The 22,510-nt window shown below is 61.5% G+C and carries 23 protein-coding genes; 6 read left to right on the top strand and 17 right to left on the bottom strand.

The window, feature by feature from the left end:
- Positions 1–7: 7 nt before the first annotated feature.
- The 11 genes from gspK to RBR25_RS00515 form a co-directional block, all read right to left on the bottom strand.
- Complete coding sequence (gspK, locus tag RBR25_RS00565) at positions 8–955, bottom strand: type II secretion system minor pseudopilin GspK (protein WP_432817570.1); 948 nt, start codon at positions 953–955, stop codon at positions 8–10.
- Entirely contained in the window at positions 952–1,596 is a 645-nt protein-coding gene (locus RBR25_RS00560; protein WP_432817569.1) for a type II secretion system protein GspJ, read from the bottom strand. The genes gspK and RBR25_RS00560 overlap by 4 nt, the downstream gene beginning before the upstream one ends.
- Positions 1,577–1,957 (bottom strand): type IV pilus modification PilV family protein, encoded by a 381-nt coding sequence (locus RBR25_RS00555; RefSeq protein WP_432817568.1) that lies wholly within the window; start codon positions 1,955–1,957, stop codon positions 1,577–1,579. The genes RBR25_RS00560 and RBR25_RS00555 overlap by 20 nt, the downstream gene beginning before the upstream one ends.
- Positions 1,947–2,462 (bottom strand): pilus assembly FimT family protein, encoded by a 516-nt coding sequence (locus RBR25_RS00550; protein WP_432817567.1) that lies wholly within the window; start codon positions 2,460–2,462, stop codon positions 1,947–1,949. The genes RBR25_RS00555 and RBR25_RS00550 overlap by 11 nt, the downstream gene beginning before the upstream one ends.
- Positions 2,437–2,883, bottom strand: coding sequence for a type II secretion system major pseudopilin GspG (gene gspG / locus RBR25_RS00545; protein ID WP_432817566.1), 447 nt, complete (start codon positions 2,881–2,883; stop codon positions 2,437–2,439). The genes RBR25_RS00550 and gspG overlap by 26 nt, the downstream gene beginning before the upstream one ends.
- Before the next feature lie 108 nt (positions 2,884–2,991).
- Positions 2,992–4,218, bottom strand: coding sequence for a type II secretion system inner membrane protein GspF (gspF, locus tag RBR25_RS00540; RefSeq protein WP_432817565.1), 1,227 nt, complete (start codon positions 4,216–4,218; stop codon positions 2,992–2,994).
- Between the two features lie 3 nt (positions 4,219–4,221).
- Positions 4,222–5,913, bottom strand: coding sequence for a type II secretion system ATPase GspE (gene gspE / locus RBR25_RS00535; RefSeq protein WP_432817564.1), 1,692 nt, complete (start codon positions 5,911–5,913; stop codon positions 4,222–4,224).
- Positions 5,910–7,916: a type II secretion system secretin GspD gene (gene gspD / locus RBR25_RS00530; protein WP_432817563.1), complete on the bottom strand. Its 2,007-nt coding sequence runs from the start codon at positions 7,914–7,916 to the stop codon at positions 5,910–5,912. Before gspD ends, gspE begins: the two co-directional genes overlap by 4 nt.
- Before the next feature lie 83 nt (positions 7,917–7,999).
- The gene (gspC, locus tag RBR25_RS00525; protein WP_432817562.1) at positions 8,000–8,911 is read right to left on the bottom strand and encodes a type II secretion system protein GspC; all 912 of its coding nucleotides are present in this window, start codon (positions 8,909–8,911) and stop codon (positions 8,000–8,002) included.
- 178 nt (positions 8,912–9,089) lie between these two features.
- Positions 9,090–10,949 carry a methyl-accepting chemotaxis protein gene (locus tag RBR25_RS00520; protein WP_432817561.1) on the bottom strand — a complete coding sequence of 620 codons (1,860 nt, stop codon included), beginning with the start codon at positions 10,947–10,949 and terminating at the stop codon, positions 9,090–9,092.
- A 302-nt stretch (positions 10,950–11,251) separates the two neighbouring features.
- A complete protein-coding gene (locus RBR25_RS00515; RefSeq protein WP_432817560.1) occupies positions 11,252–12,286 on the bottom strand; it encodes a phospholipase A in 1,035 nt (344 codons plus the stop codon).
- Positions 12,287–12,495: 209 nt separating this feature from the next.
- Between RBR25_RS00515 and RBR25_RS00510 the strand changes: the two genes are divergently transcribed.
- Positions 12,496–13,032: a DUF4136 domain-containing protein gene (locus RBR25_RS00510; protein ID WP_432817559.1), complete on the top strand. Its 537-nt coding sequence runs from the start codon at positions 12,496–12,498 to the stop codon at positions 13,030–13,032.
- 123 nt (positions 13,033–13,155) lie between these two features.
- Here the strand turns inward: RBR25_RS00510 and RBR25_RS00505 are convergent, their stop codons facing one another.
- Together RBR25_RS00505 and RBR25_RS00500 are read right to left on the bottom strand one after the other, a co-directional pair.
- The gene (locus tag RBR25_RS00505) at positions 13,156–13,707 is read right to left on the bottom strand and encodes a Spy/CpxP family protein refolding chaperone (RefSeq protein ID WP_432817558.1); all 552 of its coding nucleotides are present in this window, start codon (positions 13,705–13,707) and stop codon (positions 13,156–13,158) included.
- Positions 13,708–13,784: 77 nt separating this feature from the next.
- Positions 13,785–14,414 (bottom strand): DUF6515 family protein, encoded by a 630-nt coding sequence (locus tag RBR25_RS00500; protein ID WP_432817557.1) that lies wholly within the window; start codon positions 14,412–14,414, stop codon positions 13,785–13,787.
- Positions 14,415–14,609: 195 nt separating this feature from the next.
- Here RBR25_RS00500 and RBR25_RS00495 point away from each other — a divergent pair, with 195 nt between their 5' ends.
- The 3 genes from RBR25_RS00495 to RBR25_RS00485 all read left to right on the top strand — a co-directional run bounded on the left by RBR25_RS00495 (position 14,610) and on the right by RBR25_RS00485 (position 18,999).
- Positions 14,610–16,064 (top strand): ATP-binding protein, encoded by a 1,455-nt coding sequence (locus tag RBR25_RS00495; RefSeq protein ID WP_432817556.1) that lies wholly within the window; start codon positions 14,610–14,612, stop codon positions 16,062–16,064.
- On the top strand, positions 16,061–16,735 hold the full coding sequence (locus RBR25_RS00490; RefSeq protein WP_432817555.1) for a response regulator: 675 nt from the start codon (positions 16,061–16,063) through the stop codon (positions 16,733–16,735). The genes RBR25_RS00495 and RBR25_RS00490 overlap by 4 nt, the downstream gene beginning before the upstream one ends.
- A gap of 122 nt (positions 16,736–16,857) precedes the next feature.
- Entirely contained in the window at positions 16,858–18,999 is a 2,142-nt protein-coding gene (locus RBR25_RS00485; protein ID WP_432817554.1) for an exonuclease domain-containing protein, read from the top strand.
- A gap of 174 nt (positions 19,000–19,173) precedes the next feature.
- On the opposite strand, the gene zupT is transcribed toward RBR25_RS00485, so the two are convergent.
- Genes zupT through xthA form a run of 4 tightly spaced genes read right to left on the bottom strand, consistent with a single transcriptional unit; the run spans position 19,174 to position 21,567 of the window.
- On the bottom strand, positions 19,174–19,980 hold the full coding sequence (gene zupT / locus RBR25_RS00480) for a zinc transporter ZupT (RefSeq protein ID WP_432817553.1): 807 nt from the start codon (positions 19,978–19,980) through the stop codon (positions 19,174–19,176).
- Positions 19,981–19,999: 19 nt separating this feature from the next.
- On the bottom strand, positions 20,000–20,401 hold the full coding sequence (locus RBR25_RS00475; RefSeq protein ID WP_432817552.1) for a HEPN domain-containing protein: 402 nt from the start codon (positions 20,399–20,401) through the stop codon (positions 20,000–20,002).
- Complete coding sequence (locus RBR25_RS00470; RefSeq protein ID WP_432817551.1) at positions 20,398–20,736, bottom strand: nucleotidyltransferase domain-containing protein; 339 nt, start codon at positions 20,734–20,736, stop codon at positions 20,398–20,400. The genes RBR25_RS00475 and RBR25_RS00470 overlap by 4 nt, the downstream gene beginning before the upstream one ends.
- 6 nt (positions 20,737–20,742) lie before the next feature.
- Positions 20,743–21,567 (bottom strand): exodeoxyribonuclease III, encoded by an 825-nt coding sequence (gene xthA / locus RBR25_RS00465; RefSeq protein WP_432817550.1) that lies wholly within the window; start codon positions 21,565–21,567, stop codon positions 20,743–20,745.
- A 338-nt stretch (positions 21,568–21,905) separates the two neighbouring features.
- On the opposite strand from xthA, the gene RBR25_RS00460 reads away from it, so the two are divergent.
- The gene (locus RBR25_RS00460; RefSeq protein ID WP_092057518.1) at positions 21,906–22,106 is read left to right on the top strand and encodes a cold-shock protein; all 201 of its coding nucleotides are present in this window, start codon (positions 21,906–21,908) and stop codon (positions 22,104–22,106) included.
- A 123-nt stretch (positions 22,107–22,229) separates the two neighbouring features.
- Complete coding sequence (locus RBR25_RS00455; RefSeq protein ID WP_432817549.1) at positions 22,230–22,364, top strand: hypothetical protein; 135 nt, start codon at positions 22,230–22,232, stop codon at positions 22,362–22,364.
- The last annotated feature ends 146 nt before the right edge of the window (positions 22,365–22,510 follow it).

The raw sequence follows: 22,510 nt of genomic DNA, 5'->3' as shown, positions 1-22,510 counted from the left end.
GATTCTCCTAATCCACTTTCAGATAGAGCAGTTGGTCGCCGGTTTTGTTGACGACGGCCTCAGCTCGGCGGACGCCGTCGTTGACCGTGGCCGTGGCTTCGATGCGGTAGATGTCGCTGGTCACGGTGAAGGGTTCGCGCAGCAGATTGGCGAGGCCGGGCAGTTCGTTGATCCAGCCCAGTTCCGCCGGACTTTTGAAGGGCGTCTCCGAGCGTCGTTCGATGATTGCCTCGGCCGCGTCGCGGGTGATCTCCGGATCCTCCGACAAGGCCATGAGCACTTCGGCGGGGGCGCTGTTGACATTGATCTTGTCATTGCCGTGGAGGCGCACGAAGGGGGCGATTTCTTTAAAGATTTCCGGGGTGAAGCCGCGCACCAGGAGGAGTTCCTCAAGATTGTCCAGGGGGCCGTTTTTGCACCGAACCGGTTTTTCTCCGCCCAGATAAGCGCCGGTCTCGGCACCCATCGCCCGCCGTCCCTCGGGATCGACGTACACCCGATCGTCCGGATCGAGCCAGTCGATGAGCGCAGCGATCAGTTCTTCGCCGGTGGAAAGGGCTAATTCGTCGAAGAGGCGCATTAGTCGGGACTTAATCACCGGATTGACGTTGCCGGCGCTGACCAGAGCGTTGAGATTGATGCGCCCCCCTAGGTCCTCAATGGTGACCGAAAGGTACCCCTCGGCCACCGGATACTGGGCGACCCCCAGGCTCCAGAGCTCCGCCGGATCGTTCGGGGCGTCATAGCCGTTGCTGTCCATGCGCAGAATCCCTCGCCCGGCTCGCACTCCGCCCTTGGCCAGATAGTAGGCGCGGCTGGTGTCGCGGAAGGTTTCAGTGAGGCGCAGATCGACCAGGGTTGAAAAGGCCAGCTCAATCACCAAAGCGCTGAGCAGGGTCACCACCACCAGCACCAGCAGCAGCACCATCCCCGATTGCTGACGCAGGATTCTCATCGTCGCCCCTGGATGACCGGCAGTTCGAAACTCGACCGGAAGGGAACGGCGATTTCGCCGGAGCGGATGCGCATGGCGATCTCGACCCGTTGCGGCGGCCCCTGGCTGCGGGAATCCCAGTTGTCTTTCCACTCCGTGCCGTCATGAAAGCGCAGATATGCCTCCTCGATGCCGATGGCGAGACGGTAGCCCTCTTCATCCCTCTCTTCCGGCTGCTGGACGCCGCGTTCACGGCGCATCAGGACCAGGGTTTCCCGGCTGTTTTCAGGGTCTTCCAGCCATTCGTAGCGGACCTGGGAGAGCCCGCCGCCGTTCCCCTGGGGGGTGGTGGCGGTGGTCGTCAGGGTCAGCGAGGGTTCACGGATATCGCCGCCGCGTCCTTCGAGAAAGGTCTCGACGTTGCCGGGTACGAGGTAGGCGCCGCGGACTTCCCGGCCGATACGGTCAAAAATCACCCGGGCGCGATGATAGGCTTCGCTGTCGTCGCTTAAGCGCCGGCGGGTGCCGTCGACCGAAGCGAAGACGCCGTAGACCGCGAGCAACACCAAACTGGTGAGGGCCACCGCGAGCAGTACTTCGATCAGGGTAAAGCCCGCGGAGTGGTTGCGGCCGGTTCGCCGCCTAGAAGAGGAAGGAGTCAATTGTCACCTCTTCGTTCTTTTTCTCATCCCCCCAGAGAACCCGCACCGTGACCATGCGGATCGAAGGGATCGGGGTCGGTTCAAAGGCGATGCGCCAGCGGAAGTCCTCGAAGGGGGGATCAAAAACCCCTTCGCTTGCGTCCTCGCTCAGTGTTCCGCTTTCAAAGGCTGCTTCCGTCTCCCCCATCTTGTCTTGAGCCAGCAACGTCGCCTGGGTGATCTTCTGCAGGCGCGCGTTGACCGCGATAGAGCGGTTGCTCAGAGCCAGCAGGGCGATCAGGGCGATGCCGGCGACGGCCAGGGCGATCATCACTTCGAGCAGGGTGAACCCGGCCGGTTGCCGGTGTCGCTCAGAATTCACGATCCCCCTCATGGATTTCCGTGGTGCCGGTGAAGGGGTTGATGCGCAGGGTCAAAATCCGTTCCCGGTCGTCGTCAAGGCGGATGGTCGTTTCCTCCATATAGCCCACCGGCAGAATCTCGGCGGTAATCTCGCCGCTGCTGAAGGTGCCGCGCCCGGTGATGCTCAGGTTCCGGAAGTGCACCCCGCCCTTGAGGCGCTGTTCCCGGGCCGGCCCCGTTCCCTCATCGGTCAGGGTACCGTCGACTTCCAGGCGCGCCGCCCAAAAGGTGTCATTCTCCAGATCGAACGTCAGCCGGTAGGGGCGGCCCGAGAGGGCGGACTCGTTGTAGAGATATTTCACCGTGCCGGCCAGGCGCCGCGCCGCGCTGTCGAGGGCGCCGTCGCCGAGCCGTCCCATGAGCGGGATGCTCAGGACGCTGAAGAGGGCGATGAGGAGCACCGCCAGCGCCGTTTCGATCAGGGTGAAACCCCGTGCGTTATTCCAGTTCCCAGCTGTTGACATCCGCGTTGTTGCCTTCCCCCCCCGCTTCGCCGTCGCCGCCGTAGGAGATGATGTCGAAGTCGCCGTGAATGCCCGGCGACAGATAGATGTAGGGATTGCCCCAGGGGTCGGCGGGGACTTTTTTCAGATAGCCGCCTTCGTGGTAGCGGGGCGGGATGCGTCCGGTCTCCGGCTTCGTGACCAGGGATTGCAGGCCCTGCTCGGTGCTGGGGTAGAAGCCGTTGTCGAGTTTGAAGAGGCCGATCGCCTCCTCCAGCCCCTTGATATCCACTGCCGCCTTGGTCCGCCGCGCCTCTTCGGGACGTTCCAGCAGGCGGGGAACGACGATGGCGGCGAGAATGCCGAGAATGACGACGACGACCATGATTTCGATGAGGGTGAAGCCGCGATTGCCGCGTAAAAGCGATTTTTTCATTTGCATAACTCCTGTGTTGATTTCCGACCAGCAATTACAGGCGCGAGGAAAAAGGGGTCAGTAAGAGACTCAAAATCCTTCAGCCTTCAGTCTTCAGCCTTTTTTCTGTCTTCCCTACCCCATCCCCTGACTGGCTTGGAAGATGGGGAGGAGGATGGCGAGAACGATGAAGCCGACGGCGGTACCCATGACCAGGATCATCACCGGTTCGAGCAGGGAGAGGAGTCCGGCGATGCGCAACTCCACCTGATGCTCGTAAGTCTCCGCCACCCGCAGCAGCATTCCCTCCAGTTCGCCGCTGCGCTCGCCGACCGCCGCCATCTGCGCCATCATCGGTGGAAAGACCCCCGAGCGCTTAAGCGGTTCCGCCAGGCTCTCACCCTCGCGTACCGCGTCGATGGCCTCCTCTACCGCCTGGCGCAGAACCCGGTTGGGGAGCAGGTTGACGGCGATGGCCAGGGCCTTGAGCAGCGGCACACCGGCGTGCAGCAGGGTGCCCAGGGTCCGGCTCAGGCGGGCGGTGGCGAGAAGCAGGTTGAGAGAGCCGAAAAGGGGCAGTTGCAAGCTCAACCGGTCGAGTTTCAGCCGTCCCGCTTCGCTTCGGGCATAGCGCCGAGCCGCCAGGACGGCGCCGCCGGCCAGGAGCAGGAGCAGCCACCACCAGCCGGCGAGAAAGTCGCTGCCGGCAATGAGCAGGCGCGTCGGCAGGGGCAGGCTCTGCCCCAGATCTTCGAGCATGCGCGTGACCTTGGGCACGACGAAGGTGATGAGAAAGACCAGGACTGCGCTGCCGATCACGCCCATGAGAATGGGGTAGGCCAGGGCCGACTGTAAACGGGAACGGAGCCGGGCCTGATCCTCAAGGAAGTCGGCCAACTGCCCGAGGACCTGATCGAGAGTGCCGCTGTGTTCTCCGACCTCGGTCATATTGATGAAGAGCGGGGAGAAGATGGCGGGGTGCCGAGCCAGCGTCCGGTGCAGTTCGCTCCCCTGCAGAACCTCGCCGCGCACCGCTCCCAGGGCGCGGCCCAAAGGGGAGGCGGCCAGCTGTCCGGCCAGGGTGGCGAGGGCTTCGTCAAGGGGGAGTCCGGCGCCAAGCAGGGTAGCAAGCTGGCGGGTGGTGGCGGCCAGCTCTTGGGGGGAAACCTTGCCGGCGAAAGGTCTGAATCGACGCGAAAACAAAGAGACGCCGGGTGCGGTTGCCGCACCCTCGGCGAGCCGGGTCGGGAAGATGCCACGGGCGCGCAGCTGCTGGGTGGCCGTCTTCTTCCCCGGCGCTTCGACGGTCCCCGCCACCTTTTTGCCTTGGGCGTCGAATCCGGCGTACTCGAACAGGGGCACGATCTAGGTCTCCTCCTGAGTGACGCGGAGCACCTCTTCGATGGTCGTTTCGCCGCGCAGGGCCTTGGCCAGACCGGCATCCCGCAGGGTCCGCATGCCCCGGGCGACGGCGGCGGCCTTGATACCGGCGGCGTCCTTGTTGCGCAGGAGGAGATCGCGGATCTCATCGTCGACGGTCAGCAGTTCGTAGATGCCCGTTCGCCCGCGGTAGCCGATGCCCATGCAGCGCGGACACCCCTTGCCCCGGTAGAGGAGGGCGTCGGCCGGTACCGCTCCGGTCAGCCCCATTTCTCGCAGCATCTCGGCGCTTGGCCGGTAGCTCTCGCGGCAGTCGGGGCAGATCCGGCGCACCAGGCGCTGGGCGAGGATGCCGACAATGGAGGAGGCAGCGAGGAAGGGTTCGATGCCCATTTCCACCAGCCGGGTCAGGGCACCGGCGGCGTCGTTGGTGTGCAGGGTGGAAAAGACCATGTGCCCGGTGAGGGCCGACTGCACGGCGATTTCCGCCGTCTCGCCGTCGCGGATCTCGCCGACCATGATGACGTCCGGATCCTGACGTAAAATGGAGCGCAGGCCGGTGGCGAAGGTCAGGTTGATCTTGGGATTGACTTGGATCTGACCAACCCCGGTGAGCTGGTATTCGATCGGATCCTCGACGGTGATGATGTTTTTTTCTTGGGTGTTCAAACGGCTCAGGGCGGCGTAGAGGGTGGTGGTTTTGCCGCTTCCGGTGGGGCCGGTGACGAGGAAGATGCCGTGGCTCTTACTGATCATGCGCAGGGTCAGCTCGAGAATCTCGGCATCCATGCCGATCTCCTCCAGACTCGGAACGCTGGCGCTTTGTTCAAGCAGGCGCATGACCACCCGTTCACCGAAGGCGGTGGGCAGGGTCGAAACGCGCACGTCGAGATCCTTGCCGGCGATGCGCACCCGGAAGCGGCCGTCCTGGGGAAGGCGTTTTTCGGCGATGTTCAGACCGGACATGATCTTGATGCGCGAGACGATGCTCGCTTGGGCCTGACGCGGCGGCCGCAAGACTTCGTAAAGGATGCCGTCGATGCGGTAGCGCACCACCACTTCGCTCTCAAAGGGTTCGATGTGAATATCGCTCGCCCGCTCCTTGTAGCCCTGGGTGATCAGGCTGTTGACGAAGCGGATGATCGGCGCCTCGTCCGAGGTGTCGAGCAGGTCGGCCGGTTCCAGACCGTCGCCGAGTCGCGCTTCGCCGCCGATCTCCTCCACCACTTCCCGGGCCCGTTCGGCGCGTCCCTCGTAACCGCGATTGATGGCGGCGACGATCTCCGTCGCCGGAGCGACGGTCACCAGGATGGTTTCGCCGCTGAGCACTGCCAAGTCGTTGAGCGGACGGCTGTCGAGAGGGTCGGCCATGGCCAGGCGCAGCCCGCGATCATCCCGTCCCAGGGGGAAGATGCGGTGTTCCTTGGCATAGCCGATGGGGATCAGCGCCAGCAGTTCCGCCGGGGGATCGCCGGGGATGGCGGTCAGGCAGGGAAGTCCCTGCTGGTCGGCCAAAGCCTCGGCCAACTGCGTCTCGCTGATCGCCTTGGCGGTAAGGAGGATTTCTCCCAGGCGTTTGCCCCTTCCGGCGGTGGCGGGCAGGGCCTCTTCGATAGTTTGCGGGGCGATGCCGTGCTTGGCGACGAGAATCTCGCCCAGGCGTTTCCAGGTTCTCATCGCGACCCATTCTCCGCTTCCGCGGCGGCGGGTTGCAGGTTGTCGATCACGTCCGGTGAGGAAACTTCATGAATGCGGGAGAGGTCCATGGCTTTGGAGGCGGTATCGGTCGCCTCCTGCAGGTCTTCGGCGTTGCGGATGATCTTGGGCGTGATGAAGACCAGCAGGTTGGTCTTCTTCTCTTCGGTCCGTTCCCGTTTGAAGAGCCAGCCAAGCCCGGGGATGTCGCCGAGGAAGGGGGTCTTGGCGATGGTCTTCTGCAGGTTGGTACCGATCAGTCCGCCAAGGATGATGGTACGGCCGTCCTGTGCCAGGACGGTGTTGCGCACCGAGCGCTTGGTCAGGGTCGGACCGACTTGGTCGACGTCACCGACATTGGTCGCGGCGAGGTCGGTGATCTCCTGGTTCACCTGCAGGCGTACCTGATCCCCTTCGGTGATCTGGGGCGTCAGTCGCAGGGTCAAGGCGACGTCCTTGCGCTCCACGGAAACGCTTTGCGCCAGACCGTCACTGCCTCCGGTATCGGTCAGGCGGTTGGTGATGATCGGCACGTTCGAACCGACGATGATCTCCGCTTCCTCGTTGTCCGAGGTGAGGAGGCGCGGGGCCGAAAGGATGTTGATGTCCGAGTCGGTCTTGGAGAGGTCGATCAGGGCGGAGAGAGCAGGGATCGTCACCTCCTGGCCGTTAATGACAGTGGTGATGGGGTTAAAGAGGCCACCGAGGAGAATACCGTTGATCGACTGGGTCAACAGGGAAGGAACACCATTGTCGTCAGGACTTAGGCTGCCCAGGTTCACTGGCCCGCCGTTGAGATTGCTGGTACCGAAGATTACGCTGTCGCTGCCGACATCGATGCCGCCCTGAAGAGAAGCGCCGAGCTCTTTGGTGGCGTCCATGGAGAGTTCGAGGATCAGCGCCTCGACGAAGACCTGTTTGCGCTTGATGTCGAGTTGCCGGATGATGCCCTCGATGATGTCGTAATCCGCCGGGGTGGCATTGATGACCAGCGAATTGGTCGGCTTGTCGGCGATGATCCCGACGTTGCCGCTGGTCGGGGCGGCGGCCGGGGGCTGGCCGGCGGCTGCGGGAGCGGTCGCTGGCATGATCTTGTTCAGGGTTTCGCTCAGGGTTTTGGCCAAGGCCTCGGCGTCGGCGTTTTCCAGATAATAGACATTGATGTGCGAGCGCTGCTGGGAAGGCTTCTGGTCAAGTCGTTCGATCAGGGAGCGGATGCCGGGAATGTCTTCGTCGGAGGCCATGACCACCAGCATGTTGGTGGCGGCGTAGGGGACGACGCGACTGCCGTCGCCGGCCGGCTGGGCGGCAAGACCCCGGGCCCGGGGCGAGGTTGTCGCTCCTTGGGCGAGCACCTGGTTGGCGATCTTGGCGACTTCTTCGGCCATGGCATGGCTCAGAGGAATCACCTCGATCCGTTCAAGGGCGCTGGCCCGATCCAGTTCGCCGACGATGCCGGCCAGGCGCTCGATGTTGGCGGCGCTGTCGGTGATCAGCAGGGCGTTGGCCGGGGCAAAGGCGGCGATGTGACTGGTCTTGGGAAGCAGCGGCGGCAGCACCGTAGTCGCCAGCAGAGTGGCGTCGGCATTGCGCAGCGGCACCAGGCGGGTGACAAACTGCTCACCGCCCCCCCAGCCACCTACCGGCAGGGTGCTCTCCTTGGCGTCCTTGATGGGAACGATTTTGTGGATCTTGCCGGACGGGACGACGGTAAAACCTTTCACCCCGAGGACCGTGAGGAAGAGGTTGTAGGCTTCGTTACGGCTGAGTTCCAGGGGAGACGAGACGGTCACGCTCCCCTTGACGGTTTCGTCATAGACGAAATTCCGCCCGGTCACTTCGCTGATCACCTGCACCAGGGCGGGAAGTTCGATGTCCTTGAAGTCGAGATTGAACTTTTCCTCGGCCGCGCCGCTGCCGGCGGTCGCCAGCCAGAGCAGAAACGCCGTGAACAGGCTCACTGTTATGCCTTTATAGAATGCCACCGGATGCTACCTCCTCCCAGGGGTTGTCGGGTCGGGATGTCTCACAGGGTTATCGGGCCGAGCTCAGGTTGAAGCGCTCTTGTTCAATTGACTTCGTATTCGAAGACGGAGGGCTGCCCCTGCCGCTCGACATGGACGCGCAGAGAACGGGCTTCACGTAGCTGCTGGAAGATCTGCAGAGCCTTTTCCGGACTGTCCAGGGGCATGCCGTTGACTTGCAGGACCACATCCCCCTTGCGGAAGCCCATCTGGGTCAACAGGGAACCCGGTCGGACCATGGCGATGACAAATCCGTCGGTCGCGCCGTTGACCAGACGCGGCTCCATGCGTGCCGATTTGAGCACCTCGCCGAGATTGCCGCGCGCCTGCTCAACGACGCCCCCCTCGATCAGCCAGCGATTCGGGGCGACCGGGCGGATACCGCCAGAATCTTTTTGTTGGGCCAAGGCGGAAGCGGGAGCTTGGCGACGAGCGGAGGAGGCAGCGGAAGCGGATGGCTCCTGATGCAACAGCAGCAGACTCAGGCTGCCGTCGGCGTTCTCGATGTGGGCGACGTTACGATCGACCGCGAGCAGTTGCCCTCCTCCGGGCAGGGCATCCCCCGGGCGGTATGCGGTAATCTCGTTGTTCGCCATGATCAGGGCCAGGGAGTCTTCGGCGCGGCCGGTCACGGTGCCGATGAGCTTGAGATCGGTACGGGGCGGCGCGACGGCCGCAGGCGCTCCAGCCGGCGCGCCGCGCCGCCTGGGTGCGGCGGCCGGGATCGATGCGGCGGGAGCGCTGGAATCGAAGATGTTGCGCTGGGTGATGGCGGAATAATCCCGCGAACCGGCAGCGGCGGCGGGGCGCGGTCTTTGTTTGAGGGCGGTGGGGGCAGGGGAAGGCTCAAGGCCAAGGCCGAGCAAGCCGGCGGTCAGGCTGCCGAGGCACAGCCCGCTGAAAGCGAGGAGCAGCAGCCAGACGGCCCGGGCATGTCGTTGGAGAAAGAGCAGCATGTCCATCCCAAGGAAAAGAAAGAAGAATTTCGCTAATCATACGGGCTCGGAAAAGAAAAGACAAGGGGCATCTGCCGTTGTCTCATTAAGGAGCGTCGCCTTGGGCATCCTTTCCCGGAGGGGCGAGTGCTCCCATAAAAAACCGGGCCGGTTGATAACCGGCCCGGTGGGTGTGCCTTTAGTATTTACCGAATTCGTGGTCGTCGAGGGCGATGAAGTCGCTTCCCTGGAACTCGGTTGCCGGCTTGTCCGGCGGGGGCGTTTCACCCCAGCCGGTTTCCTTGGCGGGGGGCAGAGGGCGCCGGACGGTGGCGGCCGCCGGAACCGGCGAAGGGGGGAGTCGCTTGGGGCGGGTCGGCGCTTGGGTCCAAGAGGTCGCGCCGCGAATCTTGAAGCGACCGAGCATCTCCTGCATCTGGTTTGCCTGGGCGGCGAGTTCTTCGGCGGCGGCGGCGCTCTCTTCGGCGTTGGCGGTTGCCTGCTGGGTCACCTGATCAATCTGTTCCATGCCGATGCTGACTTGGCTGACGCCGTTAGCCTGTTCGCTGCTGGCAGCGGCGATTTCCGCGACCAGGTCGGAAACCCGGGCGACGCTGCTGACGATTTCCTTGAGGGCGGAACTGGTCTGCTCGGCGATGGTCGTGCCGTTGTGGGTTTTCGCCACCGAGCCTTCGATCAGGCCGGCGGTCTCGTGGGCCGCCTTGGCGCTGCGCGCTGCCAGGTTGCGGACCTCCTCGGCGACCACGGCAAAGCCCTTGCCGTGCTGTCCGGCCCGTGCCGCTTCCACCGCCGCGTTCAGCGCGAGCAGGTTGGTCTGGAAGGCGATCTCGTCGATGACCTTGATGATCTTAGAAATGTTTTGCCCCGATTCGTTGATCTCCCGCATAGCCGAAACCATCGACTGCATCTGCAGGCTCCCCTTTTCGGCGGCGGCGCGGGCAGCGCCGGCGAGTTTCTGGGCTTGGGCGGCGTTTTCGGCATTGTGCTTGGTCTGCGAGCCGATTTCCGTCATCGAACTGGCCACCTCTTCCATGGAACTGGCCGAGGTCGTCATCCCTTCGGATAGGTTTTGGCTGCCGTCGGAGACTTCGGCGCTGGCGGAAGCGATCTGCTCACCGGCGACCTGGATCTGTTTCACCAGATCGTTGAGGTCGTGGCCGAGGCGGTTGAGGGCGCCGCGGATGGCGTCTTGGTTGTCGCGAGGCTGGACCTCGATGGTCAGATCCCCCGCCGCCAGTCGCTTGAGGTTTTCCACCATCTCTTTTTCCAGGTCGTCGGCGAAGCTGTCCATGGTCGCCGCCAACTGGCCGATTTCATCGTGGCGGTCGAGACGCAAGCGGCTGCCGAGGCGTCCATTCGCCATTTCCTTGAGCATGGTCACGGCCTGGGCCATGGGGCCGGAGATGTCGCGGGCGGTGAGGTAGACCAGAACCAGGGCCAAAAGCAGAACGGTAACGACGATGGCGATGAGCAGAGTCCGGGTTCGGGAGAGATCGGCAGCAATATCGTCGAGATAGATGCCGGCGCCGATCACCCAGCCCCACTGGGGTACGACCTTGACGAAGGAGATTTTGGGGACCGGCTCGCTGGATCCGGGTTTGGCCCACAGGTACTTGACGAAGCCTTCCCCCTTGCTGCGGGCGACTTCGACCATCTCCACAAAGAGCGCTTTGCCTTCCGGATCACGGTTGTTGGAGAGATTTTTCCCGTTCAGTTGGGGCGAGAATGGATGCATGATCATGACCGGGGTCAGGTCGTTGATCCAGAAGTAGTTGTTCCCTTCAAAGCGGGTGTGGCGCAACGCTTCGATGGCGGCCTGCTGCGCCGTTTCCCGATCCATTACGCCGCTCGCGGCCTGGTTTGCGTAATGCTCGACCACCCCCCAGGCGGTGGCCACGGCGTTGGCGACCATGGCTTCCTTGCCGGTATGGAGATCGCTGCGCAATTTTCCGTAGATCCAGGTAATGGCGAGGATGAAGGAAAGGCTGATGACGCCGCTCAGAAGAATGATTTTGGTGGCCAGTTTGAGATTTTTCACGGGAAACTCCTTTGCTGCAGGGGCTTGCGCCGGGTTGTCGATCTTCGCGATTCAGAAAAAAGCCGGAAAACCGACAGGGCCTGTCAAAAAAACCTGTCGCTGTTTCGCGCGGCACCCGGAAGACACGTCATTTCGGTTCAGGGTTTTGTCTGATAAAATACTCAGGGAGGTGAATAAGCAACCATTGTGCCACAAGTGGGATCTTTTTTACTAATGAGCGAATGCACGGCAGGGAAGGAGGGAGTCGGGGCGAGCCTTGCTCGCCCCGGGAGACGGATTGGTTGGCGCTGGGTGGGCGCTTTTCAGTTCCAGTCGGTGAGGATGAAGCCGAGGCCGATGCGGTTGGTGTGCTGGTCGTAATCGAGCAGGTTTTCGCCGTAGCCATTAAAATACTGCACGTAAAAGCCGACTTTTTCCAGAATCGGATAGCTCCACTCCAACTGCATGCTAGTGCGGTTTTCGCTCTGGAAGTTGTTGCGCAGCATCATGCCAAAACGGTGTTTTTCTTTGAGATAGTAGACCTGAAGCTCTCCCGGTCCGAGGTAGTCGTCGATGTCGCGGTTGTCGTCGTCGTCACGGCTTTCGGGGATGCGGTACCAGCCCTTCAGCAGCAGGGTCAGGGGGCCGCTTTCCAAGCCGACCTGGCCGGTTATCCGATTCCAGCTGCGGGACATGGGTTCGGAGCGGCCGTTGGACTGATGATTCAGGGCGGCGGTAAGGGTGCGCAGGCGCAGCCCGCCGAAACCGAGATCGTAATGGGTTCGGTAGTTGAGGAGCAGCTCCGGCTCGTAGTTTGTCTCGCGGAAGGGGGCCGACTCGTCGACGTTGTAGATCTGCCAGTAAGATTGCTGGGTATAGCCGAACCAGAGATCGGCGCGGCTGCCGAGAATGTCCTGCCAGAGCTTGGTCTTGACGCTGATCTGGTATTTGGCTTCGGTCGCCTTGACTTCCTCGACGGTGTAGTCCTCGCCTTCTTTCGGTTGATAGTAATTGTTGTTGTAAGTCGCCGGCATCAAATAGTTGTCCCGATGCATCATCAAAGTAAAGCGTCCGCGCGGACGCTTTTCGTCCAGATCCCAGCGGCGGGTCAGGAGAGAGGGGACTTCATTCTCGGGGGCGGGGAGCGCACTTTCCGCTTCGCCTTCTGGTGTGAACGGGAGGGCGACGATTTCGGCGTCCGCGCTGTTGACGCCGGCCAGCCGGTCGTAACAGGAAAGACGCTCCTGGTCGTCTTCCAAGTGCGCGCAGTCGCGCAGATCGGTGGCGAGATCCGCCAGAGCCGGAAGCGGCGCCAGGCAGAGCAGGGTGAAAAGCAGGCAGTTCGCGAAACGGTTCACGGTCGATCCCTTTCTTTCGGCTCGGCAAAAAAGTTCTGAGCAAAACGCACAGATCCTATACCAGCCTCCATCCTGACGGCAAACGGAGATTTTTCCCGGAAGGGCCCATCTTTTGACATAAGGCACGTCATCGGGGCGCGATTCTGGTAAACTTTCGGCTACAGACCCTTCGCCCGAAACCCCCATCCCTGCCGACAAGGAGTGTCCCGATGAAAATTCCGAGATGGTTGTCGCTGCTTTCGCTACTGCTGCTGATGGTTGCCTGCGCCAAGCCGATGAGCGTTTCCAGTTCCTTCGACTGGAAGGCCGACTTTGACGGTTACCGCTCCTGGTTCTGGGTGGACGGCAAGCCGGCGCTGATGGATGCCCTGCTCGGCGACGATATGACCGATCAGTTCATCCGCCGTGCCGTGACCGAAGAATTGATCGGCAAAGGTTTGGCGGTTCGGGCTGACGAGCCCGACCTGCTGGTGCGCTACACTACGCGCATCCGCGAGGCGGTGGCGGCGACCCCCGGAGATCTCGGCTACAGCTATCAATGGCGCTGGGTTCGGGAAGGTGTGGGGCGTGGGCAGGCGGAATCGGTGGGACGAGGTTTCCTCAATGTCGAGCTGATCGACCGGCGAGCGGGCACCTTGGTCTGGCAGGGGACGGTGAGCGGCGGGATCACCGACGAACGGGATGCCCAGGGGAAAATCCCCAATGCCGTCAAGAAGATTTTTGAACAGTATCCGCCCCGGCGCTGACCCCCCTGTGTCAGGGTGAGTTTGTGTGTATGGGGGGCTTCCCATCAGCAAAAAGAGTCGCGGCCGACGGATTTTCCGTCGGCCGCGTTTGTCTGTGATCCGCTTTGATCAAATCTGCGCGGCTCAGCGCTTCCAGTGCCAGGGGGGAAGATTCCCGCCCCGGCGGGAGTAACGCTCACTGTCCCAGAACCGCCCCTTGCCGCGCCGGCCGTCCTTCATCCCCGGGCGCAGCTTGTCCGTCAATGCCCGTTGTTCGGGGGTCAGTTCGGCCTGGATCCGACTCTGGGTGCGCGCCTTGGCGACGCTCAGTTCGGTGTGGATTTTAGCCTTCTTTTCGGCCAGGGCACGCACCGCCGCTTCGTCGAAGGATCCGGCGGCGGAGAGTTTACTCATCTCGTCGCGGGTTTCCGCCAGTTGGGCGCGTAGCGGCTCGACTTTCTGCCTTTCCTCAATGATGATCGCCTGGATTTTGGTTTCCTGTTCCTCGCTCAGGTTGAGCATTTGGGCCATTCCCCCATGGTGTCGGCTAAAACCCCGGTCATCGCAGGAACGGTCAGGGCCGCCGGCTCTCATCCCTTTGCCCATGCCCGGCTGGGCCAGGGCACTCCCCAGGCCTCCCGCCAGGGTCAGAGTTGCCATCAGCAGAATGAGCAGGCCTTTTGTGGTGTGTTTCATCGTCTTTCTCCTTGGTGTGGGGTACGTTTCGTACCTTTGTTGATACCCGTTACGGGGTCGTTTTCGCGGGTTCCAGGTCAGCGCAGGGTGAAGTCAGCCATGATCCAGCCCCGCACTCCGTTCGCTTGCTGGATATAATACCAGCCGTCTCGGTCGCCATGCACCGGAAGTCGAGTTCCGCGTCCGACTTGGCCGGCGATGCCGAAATGCAGGCCGGGGCCGGTGCGGATGTTGAGCAGGGCGGAATTGATGGTGACGTATCGCGACGCCTTTCCAGCGTAGGCACGGTCCGGCCGCCGGCGCGGCTCGTCGACAACCATATAGCCGGAAGGAACCCGACTGTAGAAGGTGCTGCCGGCCTGGAAGTAGGTGTCGCCGCCGAAAAGCTGGACCGAAAAGCCAAGGGGCAGGCTCCCGACGATGGCGCCGATGGGGGCGCGAACCGAAACCAGGCCCAAGCGGCCGGGACGGAAGAAACGGCCGTTGCGATGATAATAGTCATGTTTGCCGACACGGACATGTTCATGGCCGCGGTAATGATGATTGACCGGAGCCCGCTGGGGAGCGTGCCTGGTGAAGCGCGGGGCGCGTTCTTCCCGTCGCTGGGCAGGGTGGTCCCGGCGGTCGGCCAGGGCGTCGCTGGACAGGGCGGTGGCGGCAATCAGGCTGCTTATCAAAAGCGTGGCGAGGTAAGCGGGTCTTTTCATGGTGCCCTCCTTTGACGGATGGGGGCGGCATCGTTTTTGTCGCCCCATGTGCTTGGGGAAATAAATACCCCAGGATTTTGCACGAAATATGGAAGAAATGAGGAAAGGTGCGCTGTTAGGACGCGATGTTGGTTTTTTGGGGGAGGGGTGTGCTAAAAGGAAAACCGGACAGCAAACATCACGGAGTCTTCCCGCATGCGCTTGAGTCTTCGATATCGCCTCTTTTTTACCCTGCTCGCGGCCAGCGCCCTGATCGCTTTGGGGCTGCTGCTCATTGTTCAGTGGAGTCTCGACCGGGGCTTTCTTCAGTATGTCAACACCCTGGACGAGGAACGGCTGGAGCGCCTTGCCGGTGAACTGGAAGAGCAGTACGGCGCGTATGGGGATTGGGCTTTCCTGCGGAGCGACCCGGGCCAATTTCATCGGCTGGTTCTGCTGACCGGCTCCGAGCGCATCTACAGTCCCGAACAGCTGGAACGCTTGGAGCGGCGTCTGCAGCGACACCGCGACCACCCCCAAGGCGGTGTGCGCGAACCCCGGGGGCCGGAGGCGCAGCGCTTCGACCAGCGCCTGGTCCTGCTCGACGGCCAAAAAAGTCTGCTGCATGGATCGGAGAAATTTCCCGACGGACTTTCCTTTCGTGAACTCTATCATCAACGGCAGGTTGTCGGCTATCTCGGGCTGGTGCCGCGCAAGGAGCTGGCCGATGCCAACCAGCTGCGCTTTGTCCGCGAGCAGCAGTGGGCGATGCTGCTCATCGCCGCCCTGGCGCTGGTCGTTTCGGCGCTCCTCGCCCTGCCTCTGGCCCGGCGCCTGGCACAGCCGATCCATACCCTGGCGACGGCGACGCGCCGGCTTACGGCGGGCGACTTCACCGTGCGTACCCCGGCCGAGCGGGGGGATGAGCTGGGGCAACTGGCCCGGGATTTCAACTCCCTGGCCTTGACCCTGGAAAAGAACGAAGAGGCCCGACGCCGCTGGATCGCCGATATCTCCCATGAGCTGCGTACCCCCCTGGCCGTGCTGCGCGGCGAGATCGAGGCCCTGCAGGACGGCATCCGCCAGGCCACCCCTGCGACGCTCGCCTCCCTGCACGGCGAAGTCCTGCGTCTGGGGCGCCTGGTGGAGGATCTCTACCAGCTGGCCCTCTCCGATGTCGGCGCCCTGACCTATCGCAGAGCCGACGAGGATCTGACGGAATTGCTGGGACAGGCGTTGGCGGCGGCGCGGAGCGAATTCGATCGCAAAGGTATCGCGCTGCGTTTCGAAACGGATGGGGGCGGCGAAATGTTGCTCTTTGCCGACGGTGCCCGTCTGGGTCAGCTCTTCGTCAATCTGCTGGAGAATTCCCGTCATTACACCGATCCCGGCGGCGAACTGGTCGTCCGTCTGGAACGGGAGCCGGGCTGGGCCGTCATCCACTTTCAGGATAGCGCCCCCGGTGTGGCCGAAGCCGATCTGGGACGTTTGTTCGAGCGACTCTATCGGGTGGAAAGTTCCCGCAATCGCAACCGCGGCGGAGCCGGGCTGGGGCTCTCCATCTGCCGCAATATCGTCGAAGCCCACGGCGGGACGATTTCCGCCCGCCCCTCGCCCCTGGGCGGGGTGTGGATCACTGTCAGACTGCCTTTGGAGGAGGTTGCGCGATGAGCGGCAAGATCTTGATTGTTGAGGATGAGCCCAAGCTGGCCGAACTGTTGGCGGATTATCTGCGCCAATCCGGCTTCGAGGTGTTGCTGGTGGACGACGGCCTGACGGCGGTTCCCGCCATTCACGAGCACAAGCCCGATCTGGTGCTCCTTGATCTGATGCTGCCGGGGAAAGACGGCATGGAGATCTGCAAGGAGGTGCGACGTTTTTCCAGCGTGCCGATCATCATGGTCACCGCGCGGGTCGAGGAGATCGACCGCCTGCTCGGCCTCGAATTCGGTGCCGACGACTACATTTGCAAACCCTACAGCCCTCGCGAGGTGGTGGCCCGGGTCAAAGCCGTACTCCGTCGCGGCGGGGCGGCCGCCGAGAGCAACCACGGGCTGGTGCTGGACGAGGCCCGCTACCGCGCCGCGTTGCATGGCGTCGATCTCGATTTGACCGCTGTCGAGTTCAAGCTGCTCGCCATCCTCTTCGCCAGCCCCGGGCGGATCTTTTCCCGGGATCAACTCATGGATCGCATCTACCCCGACGAGCGTATCGTCAGCGAGCGTACCATCGACAGCCATATCAAGAAACTCCGTAAAAAATTGAGCCTTGCCGCTTCCGATGAAGAGCTGATTCATTCGGTCTACGGCGTGGGTTACAAGTACGAACTTCCCGAGCGGTGATGGCGCACTTTCGGGGAAATGAAAACAGCGTTATTTTTTCGTTCAAAGTGCTGGACGGGCCTCGGTCGGATTGCGTACAATGTGAAACTCCCTCTTCTGCGCATCCCTGATTCCGGGCGTTTATGAAACCTCAGTACCGTTACTGGATATTCCTCTTCGCCATTGCCAACGTCATCTTCGGCGTGATCTGGGCTGCGCTTTTCGGTTCCTGGTTTTCCTTGGCGCCCGACGAACAGGACTACATCAAGGGACTGCTCGACAAGATCCTGCCCTTCCCCATGCTCGGCTCGGTCATTCTGGTCACCGCCATCGGCGGTCTGGTCAGTTTGCTTTTTTACTATTACGTTATCCCCATCCTGCAACTGGCTGAAAAGACTCGGCTGATGGCTACCGCCAATCCCGACTACCGGATCTTCCCCCGCGGCGCCCGCGAGGTCGTCTATCTCACCGGCATCATCAACGATTACGCCGATGCGTTCCAGAAGCTCAAGACCGAGGTCGACGCCCGCATCCAGGAAGCCCAGGCCCAGGTCGACGAAGAGCGCAACCGGCTGGCGGCACTCATGTCCGAACTCCCCAGCGGGGTGCTGGTCTGCAACACCGAGGGGCTGATCCTGCTCTACAATCAGCAGGCCCAGAGCCTGCTTCAGACGGGAAACGGCCAGGAGGGTGCCGGGATCATCGGCCTGGGGCGCTCGGTCTTCGGTCTGCTGCGGCGTGAGCCGCTGATGCATGCTTTCGAGCGTCTGCGTCAGGCGCTGCATCGGGATCAGGCCCTGTCGACTCTCGGCTTCATGCTGACCCGCCCCGATGGCGCCTGTCTGCACCTGAACATGGCTTTGGTGCTTGGGCAGAAGGTTGAAGAGCAGGAGATTTCCGGATTCGTCCTGACCTTGGAGGACATGACCCCGCAGATCGAGGCGGATAATCGTCGCGACCGGTTGATCCAGACCATGGCCGATTCTTTCCAAGAGGGAATCGCCGACATCCGCCGGTCTATCTCCACCATTCTCGCCCGACCTGAGCTCAAGCCCCATCAGTTGCAACGATACCGGCGGGTGATCGACCGGGCTTCCCTGGCCCTGCAACAGAACCTCGATCAGGTGCGCGAGCACTACACCCATCACCGCCACGCCCTGAGCAAGGTCGAGGATATCCACGCCGAGAACCTCATGGAGATTCTGCGCAAGACCCTCTTCGACCGTTTCGGCGCCGAGTTGCAGGGAGAGGCCCAGGACGGTCTCTGGCTGCGCCTCGACAGCTATTCCTTGGTCCAGGCCTTGGCCCATCTCGCCGGCCTGCTCAAGGGGCAGAAACTCTTCGGTGCTTTCCAGGTGACCCTGCGGCCAACCTCTCCGGAAAGCGCCTCCATGACCATCGGCTGGCCCGATTACTGTCTCGATTATCAGTTCATCGCCGACTGGATGGCGGCGCCGGTGATCGTCGAAAGTGAAGGGCAGGCCATAAGTTTCAGCGATCTGGTCGGCAGCTTTGGCGGCGCCGTCTTCATCGAATCGGCGGGAGGCAAGGCCTGCCACGAAGTGCGCATCGAGCTGCCCCTCGCCGCCCCCTTGGCGCACCCGGAACTCCTCTCGCCGCACAAGCCGCGCCCGGTCTATTACGAATTCGACCTCTTCAACCGACCGGGCATGGACGATCTCGGCAAACGCCCCCTGCGTAAACTCACTTACGTGGTTTTCGATACCGAAACCACCGGTCTCAACCCTTCGCAGGGGGATGAAATCATCCAACTCGGCGCCATCCGCATCGTCAACGGCCGGCTGCTGCACGATGAAATTATCGACCAACTGGTCGATCCTCGCCGCAGCGTTTCCCCCGAGTCGGTGGCCATCCACGGCATCGATCCGGCTCGCCTGAATGGCCAGCCGACCATCGATCAGGTGCTTCCCCATTTCCACAAATTCACCGAAGGGGCGGTGCTCGTCGCCCACAACGCCGCCTTCGACATGCGTTTTCTGCAACTCAAGGAGCGCCGCACCGGGCTGCGCTTCGAGAATCCGGTGCTCGACACCTTGTTCCTTTCTTCGGTGGTTCGCCCCAACCAGAAGGATCATTCCATCGATGCCATCGCCGAAATGCTTCATCTCACCATCCACGGGCGCCACACTGCCCTCGGCGACGCCGTCGCCACCGCCGAGGTACTGCTCAAGCTCATCCCGCTGCTCGAAGCTCACAACATTTTCACCCTCGAAGACGCCCTCAGAGCCTCGTCCCAGTCCCCCTTCGCCAAAATGGCTTTCTGAGCGGTCCCGGTCGAAGTCCGCAAAAAAGAGGGCTCGGACCACTCCTCATCGGGAGTTTCCGCGCCCTCTTCGTTTTCGGAATTTTTTGTCGGAGCGTTATCCGATCGCTCGATGGCCAAGCGGATCAAAAACGCCCATCTGTGGCGGCACCCCTGGGCATTTTTCATCCGCCTGTTACATGAACAGGAGCAGGCTTACCGCCATGACCGCCATTCCTACCACCAGACCGTAGATCGCAAGGTGGTGTTCGCCGTATTTCTGCGCCGAGGGGAGGAGTTCGTCGAGGGAGATGAAGACCATGATGCCGGCGACCAGGGCGAAGAGGAAGCCGAAGACCATGTCGTTGAAAAAGCGATAGAGGAGAGCGTAGCCGACGAGGGCGCCGACCGGTTCGGCGAGACCGGAGAGGAAGGAGTAGCAGAAGGCTTTGCGTTTGCTGCCGGTGGCGTAATAGATGGGCACCGACACGGAGATGCCCTCGGGAATGTTGTGGATCGCTATGGCCAGGGCGATGGAAATACCTACCGTCGGGTCGGAAAGGGCGGCGGCGAAGGTCGCCAATCCCTCGGGAAAGTTATGGATGCCGATGGCCAGGGCGGTGAAGATCCCCATGCGCAGCAGTTTTCGCTCGCGCTCGCTCGGGAGCGCGCTCATCTCTTCGACCCCTTTGATTTCGTGGGGGTTTTCGATGCTGGGGATGAGTTTGTCGATGAGGCCGATAAGCAGGATGCCGCTGAAAAAGGCGGCCACCGTCAGCCAGGCCCCGGGGCGCTCACCGCAGGCGTTTTCCAGGGCGACGCGGGCCTTGGCGAGGATTTCCACCAGTGAGACGTAGATCATCACCCCCGCGGAAAAGCCAAGGCTCAAGGAGAGAAAGCGGGTGTTGGTTTGTTTGGCAAAAAAGGCGATAGCGCTCCCCACGCCGGTGGAAAGTCCGGCGAAGAGGGTCAGGCCAAAGGCGAGGAGGACATCTTCCGGCACGGGGGAACCTCGGAGTAAATTATGGATGCTCGTTTTTGAGCGTTTGGGTCATACGGGCGTGAAATTCCTGGGCATAGGCGAAAAACTTGTTTGCATCGTCGAGGGAAGGTTTGCCGTTGGGCAAGAGCCCAAACTCACCGGGATAACGGGCTTCGATATAGAGCCCATCTAAAGTTTTGATTAGAAACAGGTTGTAGTCCTGACGAAATCTTGCCGGTAAGAGCGCGAAAAGGGTTTGTAGTTTGTGAACTCTCGGGAACTCGACGCGGGTTTCTTCCAGTACGGCTTTCAGTGTTTTTTCCATGGCCTGTTGCGCATGGAAGGCGACGATCCCCGTCAGGTTCTCATTGTCGATAATCGCGGCGATCGTCTCCAGGTCTAAGCTCGCGGCCGCCAACCACTCACCGGTAACCTCCCTCATGAGAGCAGGACTCCGTCGCGCAGGATTTTTCGACTGAACATGCTGTCTATTTCGACGAATCTTTTATGCATGGGACGGGTGTGGACGATCAGATCGATCGGGGTTTGTTCCTGGAGGTCATCCAATGCGCTGCTTGTTTCGATAAAAAGGCGGTTTTTTTCCTGCCAGTTGGCGGGGACAAAGTCGTCCCTGGTCACCACATACAGGTCGATATCACTATCCGGAGTCGGATCCCCCCAGGCGTAACTGCCGAAGAGGATGATCTTTTCCGGATTCAGCGGAGCCAGTCGCGCAACGATCTCGCGTTTGAGTTGTTCGATGTCGGCGGTTTTCATCCATCCTCACAAATCGGAAATTTCGATTTCGGCCCAAACCGGGCAGTGATCCGAGGGCTTGTCCATGGCGCGGATGTCATAGTCGATGCCGGTGGCGCGGCAACGCTCCATCAGGGGGCGGGTGAGCAGGATGTGGTCGATGCGCAACCCCCGTTTCGGCTCGCTCTCGAAACCTCGGCTACGGTAGTCGAACCAGCTGAAACGGTCGCTGACTTCGGGGTTCTGTTCACGGAAACTGTCGTGCAAGCCCCAGTCGAGCAGAGCCTGGAACCATTCCCGTTCTTCCGGCAGGAAACTGGTCTTGCCGGTGCGCAGCCAGCGTTTGGCGTTCTCCGCGCCGATGCCGATGTCAGAGTCGACCGGGGCGATGTTGAAATCCCCCATGACCGCCAGGGGTTGATCGGGGTGACTATGGGCGCGCAGGTAGGCGAGCAGGTCGGCGTAGAATTTCCGCTTGGCGGGGAATTTGAGGGGATGTGCGCGGCTTTCCCCCTGGGGGAAGTAGCCGTTGACGACATGCAGGGTTGTGCCCGAGGCAAGGGCGAAGTCACCGCCGATAAAGCGTTTTTGCGCCTCGTCGCCGTCGTCGGGGAGGCCGTGCTGGACTCGCGTCGGTTCCTCGCGGGAAAGCAGGGCTACGCCGTAGTGGGTCTTTTGCCCCTGAAAGGCGGCGCGATAGCCGAGGCGTTCGATATCCGCCAGGGGGAAGTCGGCATCCTGGACCTTGGTTTCCTGCAAACCGAGAATGTCGGGGCGCTGCCGCTCGACCAGCGCTTCGAGCTGGTGCAGACGGGAACGCAGGCCGTTAACGTTGAAGGAGATCAGTTTCATGACTGCAGAATAGAGCAGAAACGGATTGAGGACAACCGGGATTTTTCGGGCCCGCAAGAGGCGGCTTTTTCCCGGTGGGTATCTAAACCGATGAGTGTGCTCAAATTTCAGGATAAGGATTTATGCAAGTAAAGATCATAAAAGCTTGCTTTTCGAAAGTCACCTGTGGTAGTGTCCTTTTACTTAAGCAAGTTTGTGTGGATTTTTGACGCTCACCGGATGGACAAGGTGTCGGTCCGGACCAAAAACACAAGCCCTCTTGGGCGTGTGTTTTTTCATTTTATGGGTGGTTAAAGTGCGCACGACAAAAAGTTCCCCAGGGGAACGTGGAGAAAAAAATGGCAGAAGGTACCGTGAAGTGGTTTAACGACGCAAAAGGTTTTGGTTTTATCGAGCAGGACAATGGGCCCGACGTATTCGTCCATTTTTCTGAAATTCAAGGGGATGGTTTCAAATCCCTGGCTGAAGGAGATCGCGTGAGTTTCGCGGTGACCCAAGGTCAAAAAGGCCCGCAGTCGGCCAACGTGCGCAGAATTTAAGCAGGATTTTGCATAGCATGAAAAAGAGCCCCGCGAATTTTCGCGGGGCTCTTTGTTTCAGCGGTTCCATTCCCACCGTGCTCGCACCTGGCGCTCCAAATCCCCGAAAGGACAAGCACCCGCATGGCCAGAAAACCTAATTATGGTTACGAAAAACGTCAGAAGGAAATCGCCAAAAAAGCGAAAAAAGAAGAAAAGAAAAAGAACAAGCAAGAGACCCGGGAGATCCCGTCCGAGGAAGCCTCCGCTCAGGAGTAATCCCCGGGCCTTTCCCCGCGCCCTGTATTCTTGGTAATCGGGCGCGCGTTTTTCCTCCTGCCGGCGACTTCCGAGCGTTTTAAGGACCGTCGACCCCTTCCCGCTGGGCAAATCTCCCATCCCTTTTTCAGGTTTTGCCGTTCCCT

Origin of the sequence: Trichloromonas sp. (genome assembly GCF_034006665.1) — a bacterium.
Classification (GTDB): domain Bacteria; phylum Desulfobacterota; class Desulfuromonadia; order Desulfuromonadales; family Trichloromonadaceae; genus Trichloromonas.
The sequence above is the reverse complement of the archived record's forward strand: the minus strand, read 5'-3'. Positions and strand labels throughout refer to the sequence as shown.

Coding starts and splice junctions, on each gene's coding strand:
- gspK (WP_432817570.1), bottom strand. CDS start 955: ATGAGAATCCTGCGTCAGCAATCGGGGATGGTGCTGCTGCTGGTGCTG.
- RBR25_RS00550 (WP_432817567.1), bottom strand. CDS start 2,462: ATGTCAACAGCTGGGAACTGGAATAACGCACGGGGTTTCACCCTGATC.
- gspG (WP_432817566.1), bottom strand. CDS start 2,883: ATGCAAATGAAAAAATCGCTTTTACGCGGCAATCGCGGCTTCACCCTC.
- gspE (WP_432817564.1), bottom strand. CDS start 5,913: ATGAGAACCTGGAAACGCCTGGGCGAGATTCTCGTCGCCAAGCACGGC.
- gspC (WP_432817562.1), bottom strand. CDS start 8,911: ATGCTGCTCTTTCTCCAACGACATGCCCGGGCCGTCTGGCTGCTGCTC.
- RBR25_RS00510 (WP_432817559.1), top strand. CDS start 12,496: ATGAAAATTCCGAGATGGTTGTCGCTGCTTTCGCTACTGCTGCTGATG.
- RBR25_RS00505 (WP_432817558.1), bottom strand. CDS start 13,707: ATGAAACACACCACAAAAGGCCTGCTCATTCTGCTGATGGCAACTCTG.
- RBR25_RS00500 (WP_432817557.1), bottom strand. CDS start 14,414: ATGAAAAGACCCGCTTACCTCGCCACGCTTTTGATAAGCAGCCTGATT.
- RBR25_RS00495 (WP_432817556.1), top strand. CDS start 14,610: ATGCGCTTGAGTCTTCGATATCGCCTCTTTTTTACCCTGCTCGCGGCC.
- RBR25_RS00490 (WP_432817555.1), top strand. CDS start 16,061: ATGAGCGGCAAGATCTTGATTGTTGAGGATGAGCCCAAGCTGGCCGAA.
- RBR25_RS00485 (WP_432817554.1), top strand. CDS start 16,858: ATGAAACCTCAGTACCGTTACTGGATATTCCTCTTCGCCATTGCCAAC.
- RBR25_RS00475 (WP_432817552.1), bottom strand. CDS start 20,401: ATGAGGGAGGTTACCGGTGAGTGGTTGGCGGCCGCGAGCTTAGACCTG.
- RBR25_RS00470 (WP_432817551.1), bottom strand. CDS start 20,736: ATGAAAACCGCCGACATCGAACAACTCAAACGCGAGATCGTTGCGCGA.
- xthA (WP_432817550.1), bottom strand. CDS start 21,567: ATGAAACTGATCTCCTTCAACGTTAACGGCCTGCGTTCCCGTCTGCAC.
- RBR25_RS00460 (WP_092057518.1), top strand. CDS start 21,906: ATGGCAGAAGGTACCGTGAAGTGGTTTAACGACGCAAAAGGTTTTGGT.
- RBR25_RS00455 (WP_432817549.1), top strand. CDS start 22,230: ATGGCCAGAAAACCTAATTATGGTTACGAAAAACGTCAGAAGGAAATC.